This window comes from Ensifer sp. ENS10 (assembly GCF_014852025.1).
Taxonomy (GTDB): Bacteria; Pseudomonadota; Alphaproteobacteria; order Rhizobiales; family Rhizobiaceae; genus Ensifer.
Genome location: NZ_JACVAS010000002.1, coordinates 511,531 through 530,749 on the forward strand (window position 1 = coordinate 511,531; position 19,219 = coordinate 530,749).

Annotated in this window: 20 protein-coding genes and 2 pseudogenes; 15 read left to right on the forward strand and 7 right to left on the reverse strand. The window is 63.7% G+C overall.

The window, feature by feature from the left end; all coding sequences use genetic code 11:
- The first annotated feature begins 34 nt into the window (after positions 1-34).
- The gene (locus IB265_RS09475) at positions 35-739 is read left to right on the forward strand and encodes an SDR family oxidoreductase (RefSeq protein ID WP_112997053.1); all 705 of its coding nucleotides are present in this window, start codon (positions 35-37) and stop codon (positions 737-739) included.
- A gap of 75 nt (positions 740-814) precedes the next feature.
- Here IB265_RS09475 and IB265_RS09480 read toward each other — a convergent pair whose 3' ends face one another.
- Positions 815-1,588: a transporter gene (locus IB265_RS09480; protein ID WP_113737003.1), complete on the reverse strand. Its 774-nt coding sequence runs from the start codon at positions 1,586-1,588 to the stop codon at positions 815-817.
- Positions 1,589-1,942: 354 nt separating this feature from the next.
- Here IB265_RS09480 and IB265_RS09485 point away from each other — a divergent pair, with 354 nt between their 5' ends.
- The 3 genes from IB265_RS09485 to IB265_RS09495 all read left to right on the forward strand — a co-directional run bounded on the left by IB265_RS09485 (position 1,943) and on the right by IB265_RS09495 (position 3,321).
- Positions 1,943-2,314, forward strand: a complete 372-nt coding sequence (locus IB265_RS09485; protein WP_113737004.1) for a DUF2750 domain-containing protein — start codon at positions 1,943-1,945, stop codon at positions 2,312-2,314.
- Positions 2,315-2,450: 136 nt separating this feature from the next.
- Positions 2,451-2,594: a hypothetical protein gene (locus IB265_RS09490; protein WP_192494766.1), complete on the forward strand. Its 144-nt coding sequence runs from the start codon at positions 2,451-2,453 to the stop codon at positions 2,592-2,594.
- Between the two features lie 316 nt (positions 2,595-2,910).
- The gene (locus IB265_RS09495) at positions 2,911-3,321 is read left to right on the forward strand and encodes a hypothetical protein (RefSeq protein WP_246805896.1); all 411 of its coding nucleotides are present in this window, start codon (positions 2,911-2,913) and stop codon (positions 3,319-3,321) included.
- 104 nt (positions 3,322-3,425) lie between these two features.
- On the opposite strand, the gene IB265_RS09500 is transcribed toward IB265_RS09495, so the two are convergent.
- Positions 3,426-4,328 (reverse strand): LysR family transcriptional regulator, encoded by a 903-nt coding sequence (locus tag IB265_RS09500; RefSeq protein WP_113737005.1) that lies wholly within the window; start codon positions 4,326-4,328, stop codon positions 3,426-3,428.
- 297 nt (positions 4,329-4,625) lie between these two features.
- Between IB265_RS09500 and IB265_RS09505 the strand changes: the two genes are divergently transcribed.
- From IB265_RS09505 to IB265_RS36655, 10 genes and pseudogenes are all read left to right on the forward strand, one after another.
- Positions 4,626-5,399 carry an SDR family oxidoreductase gene (locus IB265_RS09505; RefSeq protein WP_057253927.1) on the forward strand — a complete coding sequence of 258 codons (774 nt, stop codon included), beginning with the start codon at positions 4,626-4,628 and terminating at the stop codon, positions 5,397-5,399.
- A gap of 442 nt (positions 5,400-5,841) precedes the next feature.
- Complete coding sequence (locus IB265_RS09510) at positions 5,842-6,399, forward strand: thioredoxin (RefSeq protein ID WP_113737006.1); 558 nt, start codon at positions 5,842-5,844, stop codon at positions 6,397-6,399.
- 274 nt (positions 6,400-6,673) lie between these two features.
- Positions 6,674-8,953: a mechanosensitive ion channel family protein gene (locus tag IB265_RS09515; RefSeq protein ID WP_113737007.1), complete on the forward strand. Its 2,280-nt coding sequence runs from the start codon at positions 6,674-6,676 to the stop codon at positions 8,951-8,953.
- A gap of 91 nt (positions 8,954-9,044) precedes the next feature.
- Positions 9,045-9,226, forward strand: a pseudogene (locus IB265_RS37565) (hypothetical protein).
- A 184-nt stretch (positions 9,227-9,410) separates the two neighbouring features.
- Positions 9,411-9,830, forward strand: a complete 420-nt coding sequence (locus tag IB265_RS09520; protein WP_113133743.1) for a hypothetical protein — start codon at positions 9,411-9,413, stop codon at positions 9,828-9,830.
- Between the two features lie 299 nt (positions 9,831-10,129).
- Entirely contained in the window at positions 10,130-10,252 is a 123-nt protein-coding gene (locus IB265_RS37330; protein ID WP_255571016.1) for a hypothetical protein, read from the forward strand.
- A 415-nt stretch (positions 10,253-10,667) separates the two neighbouring features.
- Positions 10,668-11,768: pseudogene (locus tag IB265_RS09525) on the forward strand (MFS transporter); the annotation flags it as partial.
- Between the two features lie 232 nt (positions 11,769-12,000).
- Positions 12,001-12,132, forward strand: coding sequence for a hypothetical protein (locus IB265_RS37335; protein ID WP_255571017.1), 132 nt, complete (start codon positions 12,001-12,003; stop codon positions 12,130-12,132).
- Positions 12,133-12,954: 822 nt separating this feature from the next.
- Positions 12,955-13,821 (forward strand): glycosyltransferase family 39 protein, encoded by an 867-nt coding sequence (locus IB265_RS36650; RefSeq protein ID WP_246805897.1) that lies wholly within the window; start codon positions 12,955-12,957, stop codon positions 13,819-13,821.
- Positions 13,815-14,552: a hypothetical protein gene (locus tag IB265_RS36655; protein ID WP_246805898.1), complete on the forward strand. Its 738-nt coding sequence runs from the start codon at positions 13,815-13,817 to the stop codon at positions 14,550-14,552. The genes IB265_RS36650 and IB265_RS36655 overlap by 7 nt, the downstream gene beginning before the upstream one ends.
- A gap of 396 nt (positions 14,553-14,948) precedes the next feature.
- Here the strand turns inward: IB265_RS36655 and ftsZ are convergent, their stop codons facing one another.
- From ftsZ to IB265_RS09545, 3 genes are all read right to left on the reverse strand, one after another.
- Positions 14,949-15,983, reverse strand: a complete 1,035-nt coding sequence (gene ftsZ / locus IB265_RS09535) for a cell division protein FtsZ (RefSeq protein WP_093234707.1) — start codon at positions 15,981-15,983, stop codon at positions 14,949-14,951.
- Positions 15,984-16,446: 463 nt separating this feature from the next.
- Positions 16,447-17,055 carry a glutathione S-transferase family protein gene (locus IB265_RS09540; protein ID WP_113479431.1) on the reverse strand — a complete coding sequence of 203 codons (609 nt, stop codon included), beginning with the start codon at positions 17,053-17,055 and terminating at the stop codon, positions 16,447-16,449.
- Between the two features lie 164 nt (positions 17,056-17,219).
- The gene (locus tag IB265_RS09545; protein ID WP_112994438.1) at positions 17,220-18,017 is read right to left on the reverse strand and encodes an aminoglycoside phosphotransferase family protein; all 798 of its coding nucleotides are present in this window, start codon (positions 18,015-18,017) and stop codon (positions 17,220-17,222) included.
- Between the two features lie 258 nt (positions 18,018-18,275).
- Here IB265_RS09545 and IB265_RS09550 point away from each other — a divergent pair, with 258 nt between their 5' ends.
- Complete coding sequence (locus IB265_RS09550; protein ID WP_112994439.1) at positions 18,276-18,572, forward strand: hypothetical protein; 297 nt, start codon at positions 18,276-18,278, stop codon at positions 18,570-18,572.
- Here IB265_RS09550 and IB265_RS37725 read toward each other — a convergent pair.
- Positions 18,493-18,921, reverse strand: coding sequence for a type II toxin-antitoxin system death-on-curing family toxin (locus tag IB265_RS37725; protein ID WP_113133969.1), 429 nt, complete (start codon positions 18,919-18,921; stop codon positions 18,493-18,495). The two genes, IB265_RS09550 and IB265_RS37725, sit on opposite strands and share 80 nt — an antisense overlap.
- Positions 18,918-19,217, reverse strand: coding sequence for a hypothetical protein (locus tag IB265_RS09560; RefSeq protein WP_113133970.1), 300 nt, complete (start codon positions 19,215-19,217; stop codon positions 18,918-18,920). The genes IB265_RS37725 and IB265_RS09560 overlap by 4 nt, the downstream gene beginning before the upstream one ends.
- Between the last annotated feature and the right edge of the window lie 2 nt (positions 19,218-19,219).

The window sequence follows — 19,219 nt, forward strand, 5'->3', positions numbered from 1 at the left end:
CACTGCGCCGGATGCGACACGAGAGGATAGAACCATGGCAGTAGAAAAAGTAGCCGTTATCACCGCCGGCGGCAGCGGCATGGGCGCCGAAAGCGCGAAGCGTCTTGCCGCTGATGGCTTCAAGGTCGCGATCCTTTCCTCCTCCGGCAAGGGCGAGGCGTTGGCCGCTGAACTCGGCGGCATCGGCGTTACCGGCTCCAACCAGTCGAATGACGACCTGAAGCGCCTGGTCGACCTGACCGTGGAGAAGTGGGGCCGGATCGACGTGCTGGTCAACAGCGCCGGCCACGGCCCGCGCGCCCAGATCCTCGAGATCACCGACGAACAGTGGCACACCGGCCTCGACGTCTACCTGATGAACGTCATCCGCCCGGTCCGCCTCGTCGCACCCATCATGCAGAAGCAGAAGTCCGGCTCGATCGTCAACATCTCCACCGCCTGGGCGTTCGAGCCCTCGCCGATGTTCCCGACCTCCGCCGTCTTCCGCGCCGGCCTTGCCTCCTACACCAAGATCTTCGCCGACACCTATGCGGGCGACAATGTGCGCATGAATAACGTGCTGCCCGGCTGGATCGACAGCCTGCCGGCGACCGAAGAGCGCCGCGACGCCGTGCCAATGAAGCGCTACGGCACCAGCGCCGAAATTGCCGCAACCGTCGCCTTCCTCGCCTCTGAAGGTGCGGGCTACATCACCGGCCAGAACCTGAAGGTGGACGGCGGCCTGACGCGCTCGGTGTGAGGGCGGAAGACGCCGGAGAGCGGCGCGGCGGCGGAAGCCGCGGCGCCGCTGAAACATAGCGTCGGCGCGAACGACTTACTTCGGAAACAGGAAGGTCAGCGTCGCGCGCACGCCCCAGCTCGGCGCGCCCTGCGGCGCCTCGGCATAATATTTCCCACCGATCTGGGCCTGAAGCATCTGGTCGCCCACCTTGAAGACCTGCGAAACGCTGAGGTTGATCGGCACGGTCCATTGATCGGCCTCCCAGTCGTAGGTCGACTCCGTGTTGAGTGTCAGGGTCGCACCATGGCCGAGGCCGTAGGACAGAAAGGGTTGCAGGAAGGTCTGGCTCACATCCGCCCGGTCACCCTCGCCGGCAACGCTCCAGATGTGGTTTCCTAGCGCGCCGACGGTCCACGGTCCCTCCTGCTTCAGCACGACCGCCGTCGGGCCGATGCCGAACTTGCCGGTGCCGAGGAAATCGTCGGTGGCGGTCGGGATCAAAAAGGCCGGACCGACACCCCAAACGATGCCCGAAGGGCCGGGATTGGCCGGCGACAGGAAGAGGCTCTGGGTGATGTCGCCGAGCCCGAACGTATCGCCGTCGGGCGGCGGCAGGTAGTCGCGATAGGCGATCGGCAGGATCGTGCGCGAGATCAGGTTCCAGTCCGCGTTCAGCGTGATGGGAATGACCGGCTGGACGTTGAGCGTATAGGAGAAGCCATCCTCCTCGGCGCCGGCGCGAAAATCGAAATTGCTCTGGAACGGTACGCTGATCAGGTCGGCGACCGGGTTCGAGAGCTTCTTTGCGAGGTCGTCCGCATCCTGGGCCAGCGCCTGCTGCCCCTGCATAGCGGCGGCGACAAGCATCGCCACCCAAATATTGGCTCCTATCTGCCCCACGCGCAATTCCCCCTTGCAGCGTCCGCGGCGGCGTCGCCAGTCTCAGTTGCACCGGACCACACCTCGACCGAATGGCCGCAGGTTACGTCACCCCTGCCGATTCGGGAACTTGCATTTTCTCTAAAGCAACCCGGCGCCCGGCCGCTGGACGGGCGCTCGCCATCCCGGACGCTGAGACGACCGGACGCCATCGGACGGCCTTGCCGCGGCGTCACATGACGTTGCGGCAACGCGTCGGAGCGGGATGAGGAGAGACATCCCGCTCTGATCCGTGACCCTCACAGGGTTGCAAACACCTGATATCACTGCTTACGTCGCGCGATGAGCGTCGCGCCCCTCCACACACATGCTTTCTTCGAAGAAGTCCTGGAGGCCGGCTTCGTCTGGACGATTCGTGACGCAACAGGTTTCCCGACCTCGACGAACCAGTCGAATGAAACCGCGATGCCGTTCTGGTCGTCGCTCTCCAGAGCCCGGCTGATAATCGACCGGATACCCACCTATCGCAGCTTCACGCCTCATCAACTGTCACTGGACGTCTTTGTCGATCGCTGGCTACCGGGCCTTGAGAAGGACAATTTGGTGATCGGCACAAATTGGAGCAGCGCCACGGTAACCGGTTTCGATTTCGCGCCTGCCGATGTCCGCCGGCGGTTGCAAAGCTTGAGGCCAATAGTTCGTCAACACCAGTGACGTGCCACGCCATGCAATTCGACGCAGCCGCAAAGATCGGCTGGACTGGCGTCCCTGCGTGAGTTCCGCCGCTATCCTGTTGTCTTTCGTGCAGAAGCGCCTACTTCCCTGTCGAAACCGCATAAAGGAGCTCGGCATGAACCGAAACGGCCTCTATCTCGTCATCGCCTTGCTCGCCGTCGCCGTCGTCGGCCTTGGCCTCTACGTCTATCAGGAAGAGACGAAGCCGGGCGTCGAGATCAAGATCGGCCGGGACGGCGTTTCGGTTCAGGAAAACTAGGGCTCAGGCAAAGAGCCTGGACGATGAGGATGAACTCAGCGCAAAGCCGAACCCCGCCAATTGCCGCGAGCGCGCATCGCTAGGAACTCTTCAACGTGAACCTCTGCCTCTTTGGCGCTTGCGTGCTCGCCCGTTAACCCGTCGCCGAGAAGGCCACCCGGTCGGCGACGGTGAGGAGCGTGCCGGCAACGGGCGTTAGAGCATCTTGATTTTGCGTCCCGAATGATCGCCCATGGCAGCAGCCGTCACGACTCGTTCGCGCCACGATCGCGGCGCGAGGTAACGGCAACATGCCCGACACGCCAAAGGTGCCGCGTTGATAGCAAGCATTTCATGGACGGCTGCAAGCCTGCTCGCGGCCTCGGTCGCATTTGCCGCGATGGCCGGCGAGAGAGCCCCCTCGGGAGCCTATTGCGGCCAGCTCTCGTCCGCCGGCGTCCTGTCGGACGCGCAAACGCACTTCGAGACCGATGCGAGCGGCACGATCATTGGGGAATATATGTTCTCCGATCAGGGCCAGCCCGTTCACGGCGAGCTTGCCGAGACCGGTGACGACGGCGACGGCAGCGATCGGACCCGTACCTTCATGTGGCGCGACAAATACGGCTACGGCCAGCTGGTCGTGACCTTCACGCCGGACTTCTCCGAGTTCGAAGGCAAATGGAACGCCGGCGGATCGGAGTTCCTGCCGTGGAACGGCCGGCGCTGCAACCAGACGATCAGCTAGAACATCCTTATGCGTTCACCTGAACGCATCGCGGTCTAGAATGCGCAGGCGAAGTTGAGCCACAGGATGCGGCACGCTTGACGGCCGCATCCATATCCGCTCCCTCACGCCGCAATCACCTCCCGCATCAGCCCTTCCAGCCAATTGGCAAACACCTGCAATCGGCGCGATAGGTGCTGGCGGTGCGGGTAGAGCAACGCCATCGGCATGGGTGCGGCTGAATGGTCTGGCATGACCTCCACCAGGCGCCCCTCTTTCAGATGGTCGATCACGTCGAAGGCCGGGATCTGGATAAGGCCGAGGCCGGCGAGGCAGCAGGCGATGCTGCCTTCGGCGCTGTTGACGCTGATGCGGCCGGGAACGGCAACCGTGCGCGCCTCGCCGCCTTCGATCCACTCCCAGTCCTCCACCCGGCCGCTTGAGGGCGAGGCATAGTTGACGGCGAAATGGCTGGCGAGATCGGCGGGCGTTCGCGGCGTGCCATACCGCTCGAGATAGTCGGGGCTTGCGACATTGATCAGGCGAAGCGTGCCGAACGGCCGGGCGATCAGGCCGGAATCGCTGAGCGGCCCGACCCGCAGCGCACAGTCGACGCTTTCCTCTATCAGGTGCACCGCCCGGTCGGTCATGCCGAGATCGATGTCGATGCCGGGGTAGCGCGTCAGGAACTCCGGCAGCGCCGGCGCCACGATCAGCCGGCCGATGCGGCTCGGCAGGTCGACGCGCAGCCGCCCGGTCGGGCCGGAAGCGCTGCGGCGGAACAGGTTCTCCGCCTCGTCCATGTCCTCAATCAGCCGCAGGCAGCGCTCGTAGAAGGCGGCCCCATCCTGCGTCGGCGCCACCTTACGGGTCGTGCGGTGCAGCAGCCGTGTGCCGAGCCGGGTTTCGAGCGTCTGCACCGCGGCCGAAACGGAAGAGCGCGGCAGCCCCAATGTGTCGGCCGCGCGGGTAAAACTCGCGCTTTCGACGACGCGCGTGAAGATGCGGAAAAGCTCGATCCTGTCCATGCCGGGCCACGCCAATTGTTCGTCAATTCTGACAAGTCATGTCACGAACTGGCGCTTTATACCAGCGGCGCGGACGGTATTCTCAACCCTGCGATGCCTGTCGCACCGCTGACCTCTCGCGTTGGCGGCGGCAAGGCCCGCGCTATTTGAAACGCGGCGTGCGGCGTTCAGGACAGACAACGTGTTCGGGACAGGCCGTCAGCGCCAGAGCAGCCCGGGGACCTGCGCACCTTTCGCGCCGGCGTTCCCGCTCGCCGCAAACCGGCCGCAGCAAGCGGCCGATAACAGGAGAAACCCATGGCAGACCACAGCATCAATGGTAAATCCGTTCTCATCGCCGGCGGCGCAAAGAACCTCGGCGGCCTGTTGGCGCGCGATCTCGCCGAACATGGCGCCCGCGGCGTCGCGATCCACTACAATAGCGCCGCCACCAGGGCGGCAGCCGAAGAAACCGTGGCGGCAATCAAGGCAGCCGGTGCTGCAGCCCACGCCTATGCCGGCGATCTCACCAGCGCGGCCAATGTCGAAAAGCTCTTCGCCGATGCCAAGGCGGCGCTCGGCGGCATCGATATCGCCGTCAACACCGTCGGCAAGGTGCTGAAGAAGCCCTTCGTCGAGATCACCGAGGCCGAATATGACGAGATGAGCGCGGTCAACGCCAAGTCCGCCTTCTTCTTCCTGCGCGAAGCGGGCAAACATGTGAACGACAACGGCAAGGTCTGCACGCTCGTCACCTCGCTGCTTGGCGCCTTCACGCCCTTCTACGCCGCCTACGCCGGCACCAAGGCCCCGGTCGAGCATTTCACCCGCGCAGCCGCCAAGGAGTTCGGCGCACGCGGCATCTCGGTTACCGCCATTGGCCCCGGCCCGATGGATACGCCCTTCTTCTACCCGGCCGAAGGCGCCGACGCCGTCGCCTACCACAAGACCGCGTCGGCCCTCTCGGGCTTCTCCAAGACCGGCCTTACCGACATCGAGGACATCGTCCCCTATATCCGCTTCCTCGTCTCCGACGGCTGGTGGATGACCGGCCAGACGATCCTGGTCAATGGCGGCTACACGACGAAGTAAGTGACTGGCCCCTCATCCGCGCGGTGAGTGAAACGCCCCTCATCCGCCTGCCGGCACCTTCTCCCCGTAATCACGGGGAGAAGGGACACGTGGCTCTCTCCGCGCTCTACTTCGGCGCACCGCGAGGCGTCGTGCCACGGTATACCTCGGGAACCAGGACGTCCGCGTGTGGCTGTATTCGCGGCCAAGGCAAGAAGACGAGAGTGCAGCACACGCGGCGCCGTCCCCTCTCCCCGCCTGTGGGGAGAGGGCTAGTCCTCGGGTTAAACCCGAGGAGAGGGGCAGCGGCTGTCAGGGATGCCCCGCCCCAATGATATCACCTAGCGTGGCACACAAGCCTGATGCATGCTCTGCCCATGGACGGTTCAGCGACAATCGAAACTGGAAAACTCTGAAAATTCAACGATCCCAACCCGTCGACCCTGAAAAGAGAGGAAGTCCCATGACCAACTCAGCTTGGCACGCCGATCCACTCACCTGGGGCACCGGTCCACATCTCTTCGAGGTCTTTCTGGAGCCGACCGATCCTTACTCCACCAAGGCATTTAGCAAGCTCGACGCCCTGCTCGACCAGGCCGGCGAAGACAACGTCACTATTAAGATCCGCCTGCAGTCGCAGCCCTGGCATATGTATTCCGGTGTCATCGTTCGCTGCATCATCGCGGCCTCGACACTTGAGGGCGGCAAGAATACCGCGAAGAAAGTCATCGCTGCAGTCGCTGCGCATCGGGAAGAGTTCGAATTCGTCCATCATGCCGGCGGCCCCAATCTGGACGCTACACCCAACCAGATCATCGAGCGCTTGGAAGGCTATAGCGGCGTCAAGCTCAAGGCCGCATTCGCGATCCCGGATCTCGACCGGGAAATCAAGTGGCATTGCAAATTTGCGCGACAGAACGGCATCCACGTCTCCCCGACCTTCATGATCGACGGAATCGTGCAACCGGACGTCAGCAGCGGCGATGATGTTTCGGACTGGGCAAGGAAGTTGCTTGGTTGATGGGGTGCGCGGAAGGCTGGAGCAGCCGGGTCCGTTAAAGTGCTCATGCACATATGCTTGTGGGGAATTGCGCGGCTCGGCCAGGCGACCACCTCTTGGTCGGCTTTACCCATCGGGCATTCCGGCCGAGCTCGCTTCCAACCCGAAGCGATCTGGCAGAGCGTGCGTGCTGCTGACGCCCCTTCCATTCAAAATAGGATTGGAATTTTAGGACGTTGTGTAATGTGATGCGGATGAGCGCATGGCGCGCGACGGGGCTCGATGAGTGAAATTCATGGCATATAACTGCTTTTTCTGCCGCCACCTGCTGGCGAGCCTGGCGCTGCTTCTCGCGCTCGCCCTGCCCGCCCTTGCCCAGACGGCACCAGCGCCGATCACCGTCATTCTCACGCCCGGCCAAAGCCCTGCCGAGATCGAGGAAACCTTGCGCGCCGCGGCGAAAGCAGGCGGTCCGGTCACGGTCGAGTGGCGCGACGCGGCAAATCAGGCCGCAGCGCCGGCCAGCGCGGCGACACCTGACAACACCCACGCCGCCACACCGGCCGTCGCCGCGACGCCGGCGGGTACGCCACAGCAAGCCGCTCCACTCGCTGACCCCGAGGATTCCTTTGACACCCTTTCCGCCCGTTTTCTCAATGGCTTGCAGATGGGCTTTGCGGGCATCTCCGGCATCGCCGGCGTGATGGCTGACGTTGCGGCAGGCATCCGCGCCGAAGGCTGGTCGGTCGTCTCGGTTGCCGCCATTTCCGTGCTGGCCATTGCCGCCGGGCTGGCCGCCGCCTTCGCCAGCCGCTCCCTTATCCATCGGCTGTTTGGCGCTTCCTTCGAGGTGGTCGACCTCTTGCACCGCGTGCGCGCCTCGGTGATCCGGCTCGGCTTCGACATCGCCTATCTGGTGATCTTCGCCGCCGTCGGCCACACGATCGCCCAGCTGCTCCTGACGCGCGGTACGGGCTCGGCCGAGCTTGCCCATGCCCTGATCACCATCGCCGTCGTCGCCGCCGTCTATGCCGTCGGCGCCCGCTTCCTCTTCGCGCCGACGCGACCCGAAATCCGCCTGCTCGATATCGCCCATCCGCGCTTCCACGCCAACATGCTTGCCACCTATGGCGCGGCCAGCGCCGTCGTCGGCGCCAGCATGCGTTTCGCCCATCAGCGCGGGCTGGACCTTTCCGCCACCGATGGCTGGCTGCTGATCGGCGTCAGCATCCTCACGGTGGTGAAGCTCCACTGGTTCATCGGTGGCGCGGGTGATATCCGCGCGCTCTTTGCCGGCGAGAACCCCGGCCCCGTGCGTCGCGCCATCGCCTTCGGCGTGCCGGAGTTTTATGCGCTGAGCGCCATCGTGCTCTGGCTGATGAGCGTCATCGTTGCCGGCAGCCCTAATAGCGCGGCCTGGAGCTTTGCCGGCGGCACCACGCAGATCATCCTGCTTGCGCTGCCGATCCTTGCCTTCGGCATCCATTCGCTGGCCGGTGCGGCCGCCGCGCGTCGGCGCACGCCGGCCTCGCACGCCCTGCATGCGGCGATATCAGGCAGCATCCAGACGGCGCTTGCCGGCGCCACCTGGCTGATCGGCCTGCACATCATCATCGAGCTCTGGCGCCCGATCATGGTCCAGGACGACACCGCCGCCGCCGTCGGCTGGATCGTCGTTCTCGAGCGCATCAGCCTTGCGGTCGTGGCCGCCTGGGTGATCTGCAGCTTCCTCTGGCGGAGCTTCGAAGCCTTCTCGCCGTCTGCCCGCGTCGCCATGCCCGGCGACAGCGAGGACGAGACGATGGTTCATCAGACAAGCCGGCTGTCGACCATCCTGCCGCTCGTCCGCAACCTCATCTTCGGCGCCATCTTCGCTGTCACCAGCCTCGTCGTCCTCTCAGCACTCGGCATCAACATCGCGCCGCTGCTGGCGGGCTTCGGCGTGCTGGGTCTGGCGCTTTCCTTCGGCTCGCAGACGCTGGTGAAGGATGTCGTCTCCGGCATCTTCTTCATCGCCGACGACGCCTTCCGCGTCGGCGAATATGTCGATACCGGCAAGCTCAAGGGCACGGTCGAGCGCATCTCGCTGCGCTCGCTGAGGCTGCGTCACCAGAACGGCCAGATCCACACCGTCCCTTACGGCCAGCTTCAGGCGGTGACCAATTTCAGCCGCGACTGGAGCACGGTGAAGTTCGAGCTGAAATTCGAGCGCGACGCCGATCCTGAAAAGATCCGCAAGGCCATCAAGAAGGTTGGCCTCGCCATGCTGGAGGACCCGGAGATCGGCAGCGAATTCCTGGTGCCCTTGAAGATGCAGGGCATCCAGGACGTCACCGAAAACTCCCTCGTCGTCCGCCTTAAGTTCACCGCCCGCCCCGGCAACCCCAGCATCCTCCAGCGCGAGGCGATGAAGCGCCTGCTTCCGGCGCTGCGCGAAGCCGGCCTCGACCTCGCCTCCAACGCCGTCACCGTACGCTCCGGCGCGGCCGGTGCGGCGGAAGCGGAGGCTGCGGCGGCAAACCTGGCGCTGGCGAAGAAGCCGGTGGCACCGGAAGCAGCAGACGCGGAAGGGTAACGGTCAATCCGGCGCGACGCGGCGACAGACTTCCTGCGTTCGTCGCGGCTGGTGTCAGCATGGCCTTGCCATCGGGCAACGCCTGAACCCTATCAACGACAAAGCCTTCTACAGCTTGACCGGCATGCATTTTCACGGTCGACGATCCCGATGGAACCTACGGCACCGGCCAGGTCATCCGGCTTGCTGCCGATGGAACGCGACAAATGGATCGACTGGCTGGACGCCCCCGCAAAGCCGCGGTTCATCTCGCTCGTCAAGCCAACCAAGTAGGGCCAACCAAGTAGGCCCGATCAGGCCAAGCAAGACCGCGCAATTAAAAAGCGCGACCGACGGCCAACACCCGCTACAGTTTTGACATCATTGTTGCATTACCTCAAACGCACAGACGAGGCTTAGGCGCTGCAGCACCCTGCCGACGCTGCCATGTTGCCGCTGCCACCGAGGATGTTGCCTGATGCGATCCATGCGCCTCGCCCCGTCTGCTCTAGCCCTGTCTGCCCTTGTCCTTTCGCTTCTGCCCGTGGCCACCGTCCACGCCGAACCGCCCACCTACGCGATGCACTATGCGCTGATGCTGGACGGTGAGGAGCCCGTGGCAGGCGAGGTCGCCTGTGTCGTCGGGGAACCGTGCGAGTTCACGCCGTCCCCCGCCAGCAAGATGACCTTCAAGTTGAGCAGGCGGCAAAACGAAATTGAGATCACCTGCCCCGAGCGTGAATGCTCGCTTGGCTATGGCGAACGCCGAACATATTGCGGCACCTGCGAGAAAGTCGACATCTTCGAGGGGCGCGACTATGGCGGCGGCGCAATCGAGTTGGTGCTGCGCAGGTACCCGCGGCTCGGCACTCTGCTGTTGCGCTACCAGACACCGTAACCACGCTTCCAGGCTGGCGTTGCCTGGCCGCCCTGAGTTCTCACGCGCCCCTTGGGGTGAGGCGCGACCAGTCCTCCTCGCTCCATCACGGCAGATCACAGGCGCATCCGGCGGCAAGGCGTGGCCGCCGTCGCGGTCCCTTGCCCCCTGTCCCCGCGGGAACAACATCCACCCGGTTCCGTTGCTAAAACAAATGCACAAAGGCCGGTGGCCTTTCAATCGGGGCATCGGTTCCGGTTCGGTCAACGCCTGGCCCAACGAAAGATCATGGTCAGGCAGCAAGAGCTCGGAGCGCCCCAATGCGTATCATCCTGGTAGCCCTCGTCGCGTCAGTCATGAGCATTCTGGCGTTCAAATATGCCGATCATTCCATCGGCAACACGCACATCGTTGCGACGGCCGAGGAACTTGCCGCCCTCTGAGCGGTCTTTGCAAATAGACCGGTCGCCCCCTCCCGCTCCCAGCGGGTCCTGACCACCGGACCGGCTCGGGCGATGCTCGCAGAAGTCGTTCAGCCCCTCCCGCATAGGTTTCATTCCGTCTTGCAGCGATCTCCGTCTTCTGCAATCCTCATCGCATGCGATCGTATCGGCTCATCATTGCTGCCAAACGTCTGACCGCCCCGGCGGCCCCACTCCCTATGTGCGTCTCTGGATAGCAGCGGGAACGGCTTGGCCGACCTTCTCGCTCTAGGGGCGGGAGATCAGGCCGATCCTTCCAACTGATATCGAGACGTTGACGATGCGACATGCGCTCTCCCGCAGCCTGGTGATCCTGCTATGACAGGATCATCCAGCGCTTCCTTCACCTTCATCCTGCTCATACTGCACCGCGCTTTCCCTTGCCGGCACCGACCTGATCCTGCCGGGCGTGTTTTCCGCCAGCGAAGCGACCGCGCAGATGGTGCTTGCCGCCTATGTCGGCGGCAGTGCACTCGGCCTCCTGCTCTTCGGCCACCTCGCCGATCACTTCGATCGCAAGACGCTGATGGTCGCAGCCCTTGCCGCCTTTGCCGCCACCTCCCTTGCCGGCGCCTTTGCGCCTGATATCGCCGTCCTCATCGGCCTGCGCTTCCTGCAGGGTATCGCCGCCAGCGCTGCGCCCGTGTTTGCGCCGGGCGTCATCCGGCAATTGTTCAGCGAGAAGACGGCCGTGCGCGCCATCGGCTTTCTCGGAAGCGTCGAGTCGCTGGTTCCGGCGCTTGTGCCCATCGCCGGCGTGGCACTTCTTGCGCATTTCGGCTGGCAATCGTCGTTCGAGCTTCTCGACGCCGCCGGAGCGATCGTCTTCGTCCTGATGCTGGCGATCGGCCTTCCGCGCGAACAACGAAGAAGCGGCACCCAAGGAACCTATCTGCAGCTGCTGACGGATCCCGTCTTCATGCGCTACGCACTGAGCCAGGCCATGACGCTCGGTGGCGTTTTGACCTTCGTGTTCGGCATTCCCATGGTGATCGTCGAGACGATGGGCGGCACGCTCAACGATTTCATCATCGTGCAGATCGTCAGCGTCGCGGGCTTCATCGTCGCCGCCAATCTGACCGCGAAGATCGCCGAGCGCTTCGGCACGGAAGAAGTCATCATGGCCGGCAGCGCGATGGCCGCCGCAAGCGCGTTCGCTCTCCTCGCCTATGGCCTCTCAGGCGGAACCAATCCGTTGCTCGTGCCCGTTCTCTTCCTGCCCATGGGCATTGGCCTCGGCCTGCGTGGCCCCATCGGCTTCTACCGCGGCATCGTCGCTTCCGGCGGCAATGATGCTCGCGGCTCGGCGCTGATCGTCTTTTTCATCTTCATGACGACCACATTGGGCACGATGGCGGCAGCGCCTGTCATCACCAAAGGACTGCCGGCCCTCGCCCTCGTCGTTAGCGCAATTCACCTGCTTTCGGTCGCCATCCTCTGCGCACTGCCGAAGGTGAAGGAGGCTCCGTCCGCATAGCCGCGACCGCGGCAGACGACCGCGCCCCTGGGCGCGCGGTTTCGTGCCGCCGGCGGGAACTCTCCCTGGATCCCGCAAACATGGCCAGCCGGGGCGCACCCCGACTGCCGCGCGCCCGGCTTGCGCTTCCATCCCCGGGGTATTCTAGTAGGAATATCCCCGGGGTGTTCTGGTAAGAGCATCCCCGGGTGGTTCTGGTAAGACCGGAACGTGCAAAACGGAGCGCTGCAACATGAACAATGACAATCTTTGGTACTGTCTTGTCGGCACGGGCGACACCAACACCGGCATGCTGCGATTCATCGGCGCCGTCGTCGCCTTCATCCTCGTGTTCGGCGCGCTGTTCTGGTTGCTGGGCCTGTAAACCTTTCCCCTTGCCCGCGACGCGGGCGGCCGTCACAGGGTGGCCGCGCCTGCCCCAGCCGCGGCCTGTCTATCGTTCCGCCACCCGGAAATTGGTCGCGCCCAATTGCGCAATGACTAATACGCGACGAACGATGAGAGAACGCTCCAAGCACGAAAGCGGTCTCGCTCTAACCATTTCCCCCAATTGGGTGAGGAACAATTCGTGAAAGCGACCGCGCGAGACTTGCGCGTCGGCCGTTCGGCGTTCACGCCTCCACTTGGTGTCACGATCCTCAGGCGCCTTGCCAAACGGCAAAGTTGCGATAGAAGATCACAAGAGACAACTTAACCGATCACCATCTTGAACCTTCGTTTTGTTGCCGGCGGCCTGGCCGTCGCGCTGTTACCCGAGCCGGCGGACTTCAGGAGGGCGATCGGCCCGTCCCAACAAAAAAAGGCCGGAGCGCGCGGCTCCGGCCCTTCTGTTCTTTCGCTCTCAAAACGCGTGCCAGTACATCCGTGGTCAAGGTCGAAAGCAACGCGCAACTGCGAGCGTCGTGCTCAACAGTTTGCTTGTACTAATTTTATAGGACCGGGCGCGTTTCTGGACAAGCTGTCCCTTTGGGCTACGGCACACGCCAGGGATTAGTCTTGGCGACGCATCGAGGCCCGAAAACGGGGCCGTTTTCCAGCTTTTCCCACCAAGACAATCAGCGATTACTTAATTATATTCGTCCTAGACTAAGGGATACAGGCGACGGCGCATGGCGGAAGCCTACCGCAGGGCACCCATCTCGCTCGCGGTCGTCGTCAGGGTCGTTCGGCGCGCCTGGGGAGGCATATGTCGGGGTTCGATCACAGGCACATGAATGGCGCGATACTCGCCGCGATCCTGGTGCTCGCCGCCCTGTTCCGCCTGCATGACGTTCAGCAGCCGTTGGTCGATGCCTTCAGCTGGCGCGAGGCGAGCACGGCGATGATGGCCGACAATTTCTTCCTGCGCAGCTGGAACATCTTCTTTCCAGAGGTGAGCTGGACCGGTCCCGACCCCTCCTATCAGGGCCGCGAACTGCAGGTCGTCTCCTACATCACCGCCCTTCTCTATGCCGTCTTCGGCTGGGACGACACCTGGGGCCGGCTCGTCGCCATCGCCTTCGGCGTCCTTGGCGTCTTCGCGCTGCATCGGCTGATTGCGCGGCTCTGGGACGAGGCCCACGCCCATGCCGGCGCCTTCCTGCTGGCGATCATGCCGGGCGCTGTCATGATCGACCGCTCGTTTCTGCCGGATCCGGCCATGCTGGCGCTGGTGACGACGGGCGCCTGGACCTATGTCGCCTATCTGCAGAACGATCGCCTGCCCGTTCTCATCGCGGCCGGCCTCCTCACCACGACAGGCGTGCTTGCCAAGCTCCCGGGCATCGCCGTGGTCGTGCCGATGACCTACGCGACCTTCGTCGTTCTGCACCAGCGCGGCAGGCTCAGCGTCGGCCGGCTCTTGGCAATCCTGCCCGTCGCACTCGCCGCCGGTGCGCTCATTCTCGGCTATTACTGGTGGGCGCATTATCTCGGCGCCAACTATCCGCCATACCATGTCGCCGGCAGCGGCTATCTCTGGAGCGACGGGCTTCCCGGTTCCTCGACGAAGCCTTCTACATTCCCGCCACGTGGAGGATCGCCAGCAGCTGGCTTTTCACCCTGCCGGTGGTGATCCTCACCGGCATCGCGCTCCTGACCGCGCCGCCGGCGGCAAACGAAGCGGCGCCAGACGACGCTTCCCCCGCCGGCGCGCCCTGGTTCTTCCATGTCTGGTTCCTGGGGGCGGCGATCGTCTATGTCTTTGCCGCGCGCGAGATCAAGACCAACCCCTGGAACTTCCATATCTTCAATGTGCCGATGGCGGCACTTGCCGGGCGCGGCCTGATCCTGCTGGTCGGCATCGGCCGCGAACAGGGATTTCGCACGCGCGCTCTGCGCCTCGCGGCGATCGCCGCCGTCGTCGTCATCGGCGGCAGCATCCCCGGCCTCTCGCTGATGAAGGCGCCCTATGCCGATCATGGTGAAAAGCTCGGCACGAAGCTGAGCGAACTCAGCCAGCCCGGCGATCTCGTCATCACCGCAACGCCGACGATCGGCGATCCCGTGGCGATCTATTACAGCCGCCGCCGCGGCTGGGTCTTCCCGCCCGGCGGCGGCGAAACCGAATGGTCGATGCTGATGGAGGACAACGATGCGATCGAGGCGCTGGAGGAGCTGCGCGCCCGGAACGCCACCTGGTTCGGCATCACCAAGAACGCCCGCGACATGCAGCGGCGCAAGCTCCTCGAATACAATAAGGGCCTGATCGCGCATCTCGACCGGACAGCCGAGCGCGTCGTCGACGACGATACGATGCTGATCTACCGGCTGGCGCCTCGGGCGGATGCGGCGGCTTCGAATTGAACCGCTCGGCTTCACCCGTCGCGGCGCGTTTGCGGCTCTCATGGGCGCGCGACATGGGTTTTCATAAAGCCGTGACGAAGCCTTTCCGGTTGGCCCCGCCCCTCACCCTGACCCTCTCCCCGCCTGCGGGGAGAGGGAACCGCGCGCAGCTCCCACGTCTCCTTTCCGCCACCTCTGGCATACGGAAACAAGAAGCCGGCTGTGCTCCCTCAAGGTATCCTGCGGCTGCAAGCGAGCAGAGGAAACGGTGAGCATGCCGCAACGTCCCTTCTCCCCGCCTGCGGGGAGAAGGTGCCGGCAGGCGGATGAGGGGCTCATACAGGAAACGCCATGCACCCGGATGAGCGCATGGCGTCCTGTTGTCTTGAAGCAGCGCCCGCTTGGGGCGTGTGAGCCCTACTGCAGCGTGCGGGTCGGGGCCGGTGCGGGCTGGCCAGCGGCAGCGCCGGCGGCATTGTTGGCCGAACGCGCGGAATCGAGGCCGGTCGCGACGACGGAGACGCGGAAGGTGCCGTCGAGCGTGCGGTCGAAGATCGAGCCGACGACGATATCGGCCTCGTCATAGACCTCTTCGCGGATGCGGGTCGCGGCTTCGTCCACTTCGAACAGCGTCATGTCCATGCCGCCGGAGATCGAGATCAGCACGCCCCTGGCGCCGCGCATCGACACTTCGTCGAGCAGCGGGTTGGCGATCGCCGCTTCGGCAGCCTTCAGCGCCCGGCCCTCGCCGGTTGCCTCGCCGGTGCCCATCATCGCCCGGCCCATGCCCTTCATGACCGACTTTACGTCGGCGAAGTCGAGGTTGATCAGACCTTCCTTGACGATCAGGTCGGTGATGCAGCCAACGCCGGAATAAAGCACCCGGTCGGCGATCACGAAGGCATCGGCAAAGGTGGTCTTGGCGTCAGCGATGCGGAAGAGGTTCTGGTTGGGGATGACGATCACGGTGTCAGCAGCCTCGCGCAGCCGCTCGATACCCTGCTCCGCCGTCTCCATGCGGCGCTTGCCCTCGAAGCTGAAGGGCTTGGTGACGACGCCGACCGTGAGGATACCGGCCTTGCGCGCCGCAGCCGCAATGACCGGTGCCGCCCCCGTGCCCGTGCCGCCGCCCATGCCGGCGGTGACGAAGCACATATGCGTGCCGCCGAGGTGATCCATGATCTCGTCGATCGATTCTTCCGCCGCCGCCCGGCCGACATCCGGCAGCGAGCCGGCGCCGAGGCCCTCGGTCACGGCAGCGCCGAGCTGGATGATGCGCGACGACTTCGACATGGCGAGCGCCTGCGCGTCCGTATTCGCCACCACGAATTCCACGCCCTGCAGCCCTTCGTTGATCATGTTGTTGATGGCGTTGCCGCCACCGCCGCCGACCCCGATGACGGTGATCTTCGGGCGCATTTCGGTGATCGTGGGCTTCTTGAAATCGTTCATGGCTTGTCTCCTAGAGCCGACGCCCTGCAGGCGCCGACGGCGGGCGAATCGGGCAGCTGTTATTTTAGGAATTGAAAAAAGCCATGGAGAAGGCAAGGAAAAAGGACAGAACGCCTATCCACATATGAATTTTAGCGGGTCCTTTCGGTGGCAACTTGGCGCACTGCCCCGCGCCGCGCCAGACCAAAAAATGATATTCGGATCAGTATCTTGCCTAGGCCCGGGCCTAGGCAATTGCCCCTCACCCTAACCCTCTCCCCGCCTGCGGGGAGAGGGGACGAGAACCAACGCCGCCTCACGATCTGACATTGTCCGTGCAAGAAGCGGCAACGGAGACTGGCCGAGATGGAACGAGCGGCCGCCGCGAGTCTCCTTCTCCCCGCGTGGCGGGGAGAAGGTGGCCGGCAGGCCGGATGAGGGGCAGATCCGCAGTACAGGCAACCGCCCTGCCCTTTGTTGAGCCCTAAGCCTCAAAATTCGGCCGCGAGCGCACCCGCTCCAGCCAGCTTTGAACATGACGGGCCGAAGCCGGGATCTCCATGCCGAAGACATCGCAGAGCCAGGCCGTCACACCTGCAGTGATGTCGGCGATCGAGAACTCATCACCGGCGAGGAACGGCCGGCCATCCGAAAGTTCGTCGTCGAGCCAGCCCCATTTCTTCGGCACCGCCTCCCGCTCGGTCTCGGCAAAAGCCGGAAACTGCGTCAGCCGTTCGGCGAAGAAGGCGTCCGAATGCAGCGCCACATTGCCGACGGTGCCGAGGATCACCAGTTCGGCGCGACGGTTCCACATCTCCACCTTGGCACGGCTGACGGCATCGCGGCCGAAGAGCGGGTGCTCGGGATTCGTCTCCTCGAGATAGCGGCAGATCGCAACGCTCTCGGTGATGATGGTTCCGTCGTCGAGCTCCAGCACTGGGATCTGCCCGAGCGAATTGACCGCCAGGAACTCCGGCGCCCGGTGTTCGCCCTTGGCGAAATCGACATCCACCATCGGCACCGAAATCTCCTTCTCCGCCATGAAGATGCGTACGCGATACGAATTCGGCCCCATGCCCTGATAAAGCTTCATCTTATCCTCCTGTCGATGAGGCCACCCGCCTCGTTTCCCCAACGCATCTACGCGGGATACTGGTTGTATATAGCAACCGGTTTCATTTAACTCAATGGTTTATTTCAAAGGACAGCAAATCTTTTCACTGAGCCATCGGCCTGTCCTCGGTGCGTCAAAGGCCGCTACGCAATGTTTAGCGACAGCAATGCCCTATGGCGCTCGAAGGCTTCCCGTTCCCGCTGCCAGTGATCGAGATGCCCGTCCCGCTTCAGGCGCTCGGTCGCGGCCGCGCCGATCATCGCCAGCATTGCCGCCTCGTCGCCCATATGTCGAAGCACCTCGACCACCATTGTGAGCAGCGCGTCGTCGCAGGCACGACCATAGACCGCACACAGGCGCTTCAGCCGCCGGCTGCCGTCGCCGAGATCCGCGAGCGCCGCCGCCTTCAATTCCTCGGCATGGAAGGAAAGCGGCACCATCCAGTAGGCGAGATAGGCCAGATCGCGCAGGCGAGGCCCGGGCCCAGCGAGATCGAAGTCGATGATCCCCGCCGGTTCGCCGCCGCGGAAAATGAGATTGTACGGCGCAAAATCATTGTGGCAGACGACCTCCGAGCGGCTTTGATCCGGATCCCGGAAGGCCCAGAGATCGGCCGCCGTGAATTCGAAATCGGCAGTCGCGTCATGATAGGCCCTGAGCAGCGCGGCAGCGGCGGTCAAGGCACGCTCGGAAAGCCAGATCTCGGAAGACACGCCGGCCTCGCCATCAAGGAAGCTCAGGACCTCGCGCCCACGATCATCGAGGCCCAGGAAGCGCGGCGACGCCTGAAAGCCCCTTGCCTCCAGATGAAGGAGCAGCCGGTGGACGCTTGCGCTCTGCGGCGCGGTTGCGCGACGCACCGTATCGCTCACACGCACGACGCTTGCGTTGACGTTGCCGCCGGCAAGCGGCGTTTCTTGTGCCGAGGTTTCGGATGTCATCGGACCGTTCGGGAGGCTGGAGACGAAGTCGGGCCGAGGATCGGCTTCAGGCTACTGCATGTTTCCTTTAATCGTACCCGATTAAAGGACAAAAAACATGCAGCAATTCAAAGTGCTACAGCGACCTTTGCGCGTCTGATAAGACGCGCGGCGCTGTAGCAACTGTCAACGGATCGCGTCCCTCGGCGTGCCGATCAACCCGATATGCTTGAACTTGCTCAGCCATCTTGCTTGCCTCTCCCAAACAGGAGCCTTGCCATGTTCGCCCGATCGACCGTCTGCTGCCTCGCCCTCCTTCTTGCCGCCAGTCAGGCGGCTGCAGCCCTTGCGCCGAACTATCAGCGCGCCCGCGAACTCACCGCCGTCATCGACGCGGTTGCCGCCGCGGTTCCCAGATATCCGATCGACAAGATCATCAGCCAGGGCCGCGACCGCTTTGCGGTGATTGCGGGCAAATGCACCGTCATCGCAAGGATCATCGGCCTGCCGTCGAAACCCGGACTGGTCGGCCCGCGCCAATTCGAGGTCCGGCTCGACAAGCCGGATTGTGATTGAACAGCACTCTAAAAAGCGGGCAATCGGCATCGGCGACAGACCAGATGACATCGCGCATATCCTTCTGGGTGGCGTCAAGCCGGTAGCCGAGGATGAGCAATTGCATGGCGAGTGCGAATAGCGCTGCACGCTTGTTGCCGTCGGTAAAGCCGTGCGCCTTGGCGATACCAACGCATACGGCCGCCGCCAGCCTCCCGACGGTGACCTCACCTTCATAGAGCGCAATGTTGACGGGACGCGCGATCGCGCCTCGAATGGCCCCTTCATCCCGGATGCCCGAAACACCGCCGTGCCGCTTGATGGTCAGGTCATGGGCCTGCACCAAGGCGTCGAAGGATATTGGCTTCATTTGGCGAGTTCGGAGAGCGTCCAATCAAAGCGGGCGAACACGTCTTCTGCCGCCTCCTTTGAGATGTCGTAGGTTTCGTCGCTACTGTCTGCCGCAGGCGCTTGCTCCTGTTTGACGACAACCGTCTGCGGTCGTAGGTTCGAAGTGGACCGCGAAGATCCGACTACGGATTGAGAAATAACTTCGCTATTGTACTTCAGCCGTTCGTGAAAAATGCCGTCCTTGTCGCGGTAAAGCTCACGCCTTATCGCGGCATCCGCAACTCTTCCCGTTGTCTTCCTGACATTCTTGACCATAG

Excerpts from the sequence above, each read along its gene's own strand:
- IB265_RS09475 (WP_112997053.1), top strand. The coding sequence starts at position 35 with ATGGCAGTAGAAAAAGTAGCCGTTATCACCGCCGGCGGCAGCGGCATG.
- IB265_RS09480 (WP_113737003.1), bottom strand. The coding sequence starts at position 1,588 with ATGCTTGTCGCCGCCGCTATGCAGGGGCAGCAGGCGCTGGCCCAGGAT.
- IB265_RS09485 (WP_113737004.1), top strand. The coding sequence starts at position 1,943 with ATGAGCGTCGCGCCCCTCCACACACATGCTTTCTTCGAAGAAGTCCTG.
- IB265_RS09490 (WP_192494766.1), top strand. The coding sequence starts at position 2,451 with ATGAACCGAAACGGCCTCTATCTCGTCATCGCCTTGCTCGCCGTCGCC.
- IB265_RS09500 (WP_113737005.1), bottom strand. The coding sequence starts at position 4,328 with ATGGACAGGATCGAGCTTTTCCGCATCTTCACGCGCGTCGTCGAAAGC.
- IB265_RS09505 (WP_057253927.1), top strand. The coding sequence starts at position 4,626 with ATGGCAGACCACAGCATCAATGGTAAATCCGTTCTCATCGCCGGCGGC.
- IB265_RS09510 (WP_113737006.1), top strand. The coding sequence starts at position 5,842 with ATGACCAACTCAGCTTGGCACGCCGATCCACTCACCTGGGGCACCGGT.
- IB265_RS09515 (WP_113737007.1), top strand. The coding sequence starts at position 6,674 with ATGGCATATAACTGCTTTTTCTGCCGCCACCTGCTGGCGAGCCTGGCG.
- IB265_RS09520 (WP_113133743.1), top strand. The coding sequence starts at position 9,411 with ATGCGATCCATGCGCCTCGCCCCGTCTGCTCTAGCCCTGTCTGCCCTT.
- IB265_RS37330 (WP_255571016.1), top strand. The coding sequence starts at position 10,130 with ATGCGTATCATCCTGGTAGCCCTCGTCGCGTCAGTCATGAGCATTCTG.
- IB265_RS37335 (WP_255571017.1), top strand. The coding sequence starts at position 12,001 with ATGAACAATGACAATCTTTGGTACTGTCTTGTCGGCACGGGCGACACC.
- IB265_RS36650 (WP_246805897.1), top strand. The coding sequence starts at position 12,955 with ATGTCGGGGTTCGATCACAGGCACATGAATGGCGCGATACTCGCCGCG.
- ftsZ (WP_093234707.1), bottom strand. The coding sequence starts at position 15,983 with ATGAACGATTTCAAGAAGCCCACGATCACCGAAATGCGCCCGAAGATC.
- IB265_RS09540 (WP_113479431.1), bottom strand. The coding sequence starts at position 17,055 with ATGAAGCTTTATCAGGGCATGGGGCCGAATTCGTATCGCGTACGCATC.
- IB265_RS09545 (WP_112994438.1), bottom strand. The coding sequence starts at position 18,017 with ATGACATCCGAAACCTCGGCACAAGAAACGCCGCTTGCCGGCGGCAAC.
- IB265_RS09550 (WP_112994439.1), top strand. The coding sequence starts at position 18,276 with ATGTTCGCCCGATCGACCGTCTGCTGCCTCGCCCTCCTTCTTGCCGCC.
- IB265_RS37725 (WP_113133969.1), bottom strand. The coding sequence starts at position 18,921 with ATGAAGCCAATATCCTTCGACGCCTTGGTGCAGGCCCATGACCTGACC.
- IB265_RS09560 (WP_113133970.1), bottom strand. The coding sequence starts at position 19,217 with ATGGTCAAGAATGTCAGGAAGACAACGGGAAGAGTTGCGGATGCCGCG.